Annotated in this window: 5 protein-coding genes; all 5 read right to left on the bottom strand. The window is 60.5% G+C overall.

The window, feature by feature from the left end; genetic code table 11:
- A partial coding sequence (gene otnK / locus EOA60_RS15035) for a 3-oxo-tetronate kinase (protein ID WP_164899320.1) occupies positions 1-1,173 on the bottom strand: 1,173 nt, incomplete at its 3' end.
- Positions 1,174-1,218: 45 nt separating this feature from the next.
- The gene (locus EOA60_RS15030; protein WP_127335952.1) at positions 1,219-1,878 is read right to left on the bottom strand and encodes an aspartate/glutamate racemase family protein; all 660 of its coding nucleotides are present in this window, start codon (positions 1,876-1,878) and stop codon (positions 1,219-1,221) included.
- Between the two features lie 55 nt (positions 1,879-1,933).
- Positions 1,934-3,001, bottom strand: a complete 1,068-nt coding sequence (locus EOA60_RS15025; protein ID WP_127335953.1) for an ABC transporter ATP-binding protein — start codon at positions 2,999-3,001, stop codon at positions 1,934-1,936.
- Positions 2,994-4,679, bottom strand: coding sequence for an iron ABC transporter permease (locus EOA60_RS15020; protein WP_127335954.1), 1,686 nt, complete (start codon positions 4,677-4,679; stop codon positions 2,994-2,996). Before EOA60_RS15020 ends, EOA60_RS15025 begins: the two co-directional genes overlap by 8 nt.
- A 142-nt stretch (positions 4,680-4,821) precedes the next feature.
- A complete protein-coding gene (locus tag EOA60_RS15015; RefSeq protein WP_127335918.1) occupies positions 4,822-5,925 on the bottom strand; it encodes an ABC transporter substrate-binding protein in 1,104 nt (367 codons plus the stop codon).
- Between the last annotated feature and the right edge of the window lie 94 nt (positions 5,926-6,019).

The following is a 6,019-nucleotide window of genomic DNA, read 5'->3' as shown; positions in this document are numbered from 1 at the left end:
CAGCAAAACCGGCACGCCGGGATCGATTTCGGCGCCGATGGCAAGCGGACCGAGGTCAAGCGCCGAAACGACAGCGCCTGATGTCTCACCGCCGGCGACAACAAGTCGATTGATGCCCGACTTAACCAGCTGGCTGGCCGTGCTTGCGAAAAGATGATCGAGCGTTTCGGCCACCTTCTCGCGCCCGAAACGCGCCTGGATCGCCTTCACCTCATCTGGGGTGCCGGAAGAATAGACCAATGGTTTCCTGCCCTGGTTAGCAAGCAGGAATGACGTCAGGTCTTCGACCGTAATCGAACCGTCCATCACAGCGGCGACGTCGATGGCAAGCGCCGGATGGTTTGTGCGATGAATCTGGACCTGCTCGCGGGTTGCTCCGGAGCAGCTTCCTGCCAGGATTGCATCCGGTCCGTCGACGACGGTCACGCCCGGGCGCGCACCGGCAATCAGACCCTGCTCGATGAAGTTCGCGGCAAGGCCGAGCGCGATGCCCGAACCACCGGTGACAAGGCGATGCGATGCCGCCGCTCGAGCGATGGCGACAAGATCGTCATCGGCGATTGCATCGACGATAATGAGCGTGCGGTTCTGCGCCCCATGTTCCTTAAGGACTGCATCGATGGCGGATGGGCCTTGCCGAACGGTCTCGAGATCGACGTGGCCGACATCGGTCGTCGTTTGAAGCCGGAGCCAGCGGCGTATGTCGGCATCCGTCATCGGATTGAGCGGATGGTTCTGCAGGCCGGATTCGTTGAGAAGCCGATCCTTCACGAAGAGATGGCCCTGATAAACCGTCCGGCCGGCCCCAGGAAATGCCGGGCAGGCAACCACGCCCTTGGCTCCCAGCGCCGCGGCAAGTGACTCGGCGACAGGGCCGATATTTCCGGCTGGCGTGGAATCAAAGGTGGAGCAGTATTTGAAGACGATCTGCCGGCAGCCTTGGTCGAGGAGCCAGCGCAGGGCTGCAAGCGACTGTCGGATGGCCTCGCCGGCTTCGATCGACCGACTCTTCAGGGCGATGACGCCTGCTTCGACCTCCACAGCCGCCTTTTCAGCGGGGATGCCCAGATATTGAACGGTTCTGAAGCCGCCCTCCCCCGGCAGGCCCTTTGCGAGTGTATTTGCAATGTCACTCGCTCCAGTGAAATCGTCTGCAATGACGCCGACAAGCATGATTTTCCCAGCCTCTCTTTCGGCAGCCCTTCCACCAGTCGACAGTCAGGCGAGAAGCATTCTCAGTTTTGCGACCGCGGCGTCCGGACTGGTCAGCACCGGAATCCTCGTTACGGCTTCGACAGATTTGCGGGCGCGAGCTGTCGAAAAATGAGCAAGCGTTATCGCATCGAAGCCGGAAAGCGAGGCAGCCTTTTCCGTTACGAGCCGATTGTGCCTTTCGATGTCTCCAGCCCTTATCGCCTCGATCGCGCCTTCCGCCAGGAAGCCGGTGAGCGAAGCGCCCGGATTGATCTTGTCGGCTTCCTCGCGAAACTCCTGCTCCATGCCTTCGCGCGCCGGCGCAAAAGTGTAGATCATGGCTGTCTTCCCGCCGCGCCGGATGGCGCTTTCAAACATCGCTTCATTGGGCTTGAGCACTGGGAACCTCGCCTCGGCGGCTGCAATCTCGATCGCCCTGGAAAAGGCCGAGCAGGTAAACAGGACGGCATCGCTGCCCATCAGTTCCGCGTACCGGGTCAAGGCGACAAACCGTTCGACCAGGTCGTCGGATATGTCCTTCGATTTCGCGCGGTCGGGACTGAGACTGTCTTCGAGCAGGTTGACAGCTTCAGCCTCTGGCCAACCGGCTTCGAAAGCCTCGCGGATCGGCTCCATTGCGATAGGCGTGGCGTGAATGAGCGTTATGCGGGGACGTGCTGGCACTGTGATCCTCACAAAGTGAGAGAAACCGGCGGCGATTGGAGGGGCGCAGCGCCGGCTACTGTGCCGCAAAGACCCAAACGCTTTCGGCTGGAATTGTGGCCCAGACCTTACCCGGAGCGAGCCGGCGTGTGCCGTGAGCCTTTGCCACCAGGTCGCCCCGGCGCAAGCGATACTCCCACTTGTCGCCCAGATAGATGCTGTCATCGAGCATCATCTCGACGCTTTCGTTACTCTTTTCGTCCGAAACCGCGATCTGCTCGACCCTGATGACCGCGCGCGCTTTTTCGCTTCCCTTGACCATTGCGTCACGAACCGTTCCCGGGATTTGCCACCCGTCTCCGGCAAGCACAGCTTTGTTGCCGTCCAGCGCTCGTACTGTCCCGCTCAGTATGTTGTTGGCGCCCAGGAAGTCGGCGGCGTAGAAACTGTTGGGGTTCGAATAGATCTCCTGCGGACCGCCTTGCTGAACGATCCTTCCATCCTGGAGCAGGAGGATGTTGTCGGCCGCCGCAAGCGCCTCGTTCTGGTCGTGGGTGACGAGAATGGCGCAAATCCCCAGATCGAGGATGAGCTTGCGGATCCAGTAACGGGCCTCCTCGCGCAGCTTCGCGTCAAGGTTCGACAAGGGTTCATCGAGAAGCAGGACGCGCGGCTCGTAGACGAGAGCCCGGCAGATGGCTACGCGCTGTTGCTGTCCACCAGACAGCTGTGAAGGAAAGCGGTCGGCGAGCTGACCAAGCCCGAGCCTTTCAAGGATGGCCTGGACCCGCGTTGCTATTTCAGCCGAGGGAATGCCGCGAAGCTTCAATCCGTATCCGACATTGTCGCGAACCGATCGATGCGGCCACAGCGCATAAGACTGGAACACCAGCCCGATGTTGCGCTGCTCGGGCGGCCAGGCGATCTTTTTGTCGCCGTCGAGCACCGTCTTGCCGCCAATGACGATCTGACCGATTTCGGGTTGTTCAAGACCGGCGATGCAGCGAAGCAAGGTCGTCTTTCCGCTTCCCGAGGCGCCGAGCAAGGCGACGATTGATCCCCGTTCGGCGGTAAACGAAGCACCTTTCAGGATCTGCAGTCCGCCCAGCCATTTCTGGACGTTGTCGACAACGAGTTCAATCATGAATGCGGGCTCCCAATCGAAGCGCGAGCGCAAGGCCTGCGCCGGTCAAAATGATGCTGATCAAAGCCAATGCCGCGATCGTGTTCATGGCGCCCGTCGTCAGGAGCGAAACCATCAACGAGCCGATCACTTCCGTTCCGGCGCCCATCAGGTAGACGCCCGTGGCGTATTCGCGCAGGAAGATGATCATGATCAACGCCCATGCGCCGGCCAGTCCTGGACGAACAATCGGGACCACGACATCGCGCCAAGTGCGCCCGATCGTGGCTCCGATGGTGCGCGCCGATTCTTCGAGCTCCGGCGCGACCTGGATGAGAGTGCCCTGCAACAGCCGCAATCCGTAGGAAAGGCCGACGACCACATAGGCGGCAAAGAGGCTGATCAGGGTCGGTCTCAGCGGCGTCAGGAGCGGCACGAAAAGGAACACCCAAAAGAAGGCCAGGCCAACCACCAGCCCCGGCAGCGCTCGCGGCAACAGGATCACATAGTCGAGGACCGTGTTGGAAAGGCCGCGGTTTCGATGCCCTGCCAGACCAATGAGCAGATAAATGCCGACAGCCAGCCCGCCGCCCACCACCGCCAGGATGACGGTGTTGATCATGCCTCGCACCAGGCTTGGCACCGCCAACAGGCCACTGAAGTTCGCCAACGTCAGATGCTCATTCAGATTGACGCCTTCGCCCCAGGCGTTGACCAGGGCGCGCAGGGTAATGCCACCGATAGGCAGAAGCACGGAAACGAACAGCCACACTCCGATGATGCTGAGCGCCACTGCCTGGCCGTTGCGCCCAAGCTTGAGAGTTGCCACGCGCGAGCCTTTGCCGCCGAGCGCGGCGTAGCGACGGGCATTGCGCAGAAGCCTGCGCTGCGTCCACACCAGCGGCAGCGTAAACACCAGCAGCACCACGGCGACCACGGCCATCAACTGGTAGGTCGGCGTGCCGAACAGCGTCGTCAGCTTATAGATGTAGGTGGTCAGCACCATGATCCCGTTCGGGTCCCCCAGGACCAGCGGGATGCCGAACAATTCGAAGCCGAGGAGCACATTGAGCGACGCCGCGAATACCAGCGACGGCAGCACCATTGGCAGCGTCACGTCGCGTGAAACCTGCCAAATCGACGCCCCGCAACTGCGGGCCGCTTCTTCGAGGTCCGATGGCAAATTGCGCATGGCGGACGAAACGTAAAGATAGACGTGCGGCACATGGCTGAGTCCGGCGATGACGATCATCCCCGGCAGGCCCTGAATGTTCCAGGGGACAAAGCCGATGATGTCGCGAACCGCCAGGGACAGGAACCCCGTCGGTCCGACCGAGACCGTGTAGCCGAAGGCCAGCACGATTGACGAAATGAACATCGGCACGAGAACGAGTATCTCGAGCAGCCGCTTGAATTTGATGTCGGTTCGCGTGATCAGGAAGGAAAGAAGGCCACCCAGGGGCACCGCGATCGCAACCATGCCGAATGCGAAGAGCGCGGTGGTGCCTAGCGCCTTGTAGAAACTGCGGTCCGTGAAGACGTAGGCGTAGGCGGCGAAACCGAAGCGAGCGCGCGCGCTGAAGAAGGGGGCGCTTAGGAAGCTCTGATAGACGATGAGCCCCACAGGCGCCAGCACGGCGAGCGCCAGCAACCCAATTACGATTGTCCGATACCAGTAGGCATCGCCCACGAGCGGCATCTTGGCCGGAACCAGTCGAGCTACCGCCTGATCTGGCCCAACACTTATGCTCGCATTCTCAGCTTGAATGGACATGGCGGTTCGTCCCTGCAACGGCCTGAAAGGGCTCTCCGACCATGCGCGGCGGGGAGCCCAGGATGGGTCAGCGGCCAATCGCTGCCTTCCAGTCATTCAGAAACTGAACGCGCTTGGCCGGCTCCATGTATTCGACCAGGCCCTCGTCCACGGCGATCGGCTTCAGCCCGCCTCCGACACGTTCGTTCAGCGTATCGATGTTGAGGCCGGCCGACACATCCTTGCGAACCGAAGGAAGCCCCCCTTCAGCCAGCGCCGTCTGGCCGTCCTTGGAAAGCATGAAGTCGACGAAAAGCTTGGCTGCGTTCGGATGAGGCGCGTCTTTCACGATCAACGCCAATCTCGAGAACGCCGGCGTATAGTCGCTTGCAAAGTGCACGCCGAGATTGGGACTCTCTTTGACCCAATTCAGCGCATAGGAGCCGATTATATTGATGGCGATCACGTTCTCGCCGGACACCACGGTTTCCTTCATGCCGCCTGAACTCGAATAGAGCTTGGCACCGTCTTCTCCCATCGCCTTGGCCAGATCCCAAAAATCCTTTCTTTTGCGGGCATCATTGGAATCATGCAGGAACCCTGAGCCACTTTTTTCAGGATCGAAGGTTGCGACCTTGCCCTGCAATTCGGCCTTGTTGTCCTTCAAAAAGGCGATCATGTCGGAATAGGTCTTCGGCAGTTTGTCGGCATTCAAAGCCTTGGTATTGTATATCGCCCCGATCGGTTCGACCGTTGTTGCGTAGAGGACGTTCTTGTAGTTCGCCCAGGCTGGCAGGTTCGCGGCTTCCGGCGACACATATTCGGAACCGTAGCTATCCATGATCAGCGTCATCTGGAGATCCATTGCCGAGCTCCAGACGATGTCGGCGGTCGTCTGTCCTGCCGCCGCTTCCGAAATGACCTGATTGTAAGCCCCGTTGGTACCGAGGTCATTATAGGCGATCTTGATGCCGTACTTCGCCGTGAAGGCGTCCTGCAGCTTTTGCGACTGTGCGGCGTCAGTGGAGGTATAGATCGACACCGTCCCTTCCGCCTTTGCCGCTTCGATCAGCTTGGCATAGTCCGCCGGGTAGCCGGCCGGGACGTCCTGGGCAGCAGCCGACAACACCATCGCCGCACTGATGGCGGTGAACGAGCCGAGGCGGCTGAGCTTGCGCGATACGAATGTCATGTCATGGTTCTCCCTGGTTGCGCCCGACTTGCTCCTCCGGGCGGGCCTCCGGCTCATTGCCGGAGGGATTCACGAAAGATTGGTTTTATGTGCC

It is taken from the genome of Mesorhizobium sp. M1A.F.Ca.IN.020.06.1.1 (assembly GCF_004023265.1).
Classification (GTDB): domain Bacteria; phylum Pseudomonadota; class Alphaproteobacteria; order Rhizobiales; family Rhizobiaceae; genus Mesorhizobium.
This window is presented reverse-complemented; position numbering and strand designations above follow the sequence as displayed.

Excerpts from the sequence above, each read along its gene's own strand:
- EOA60_RS15025 (WP_127335953.1), bottom strand. The coding sequence starts at position 3,001 with ATGATTGAACTCGTTGTCGACAACGTCCAGAAATGGCTGGGCGGACTG.
- EOA60_RS15015 (WP_127335918.1), bottom strand. The coding sequence starts at position 5,925 with ATGACATTCGTATCGCGCAAGCTCAGCCGCCTCGGCTCGTTCACCGCC.
- EOA60_RS15020 (WP_127335954.1), bottom strand. The coding sequence starts at position 4,679 with ATGCCGCTCGTGGGCGATGCCTACTGGTATCGGACAATCGTAATTGGG.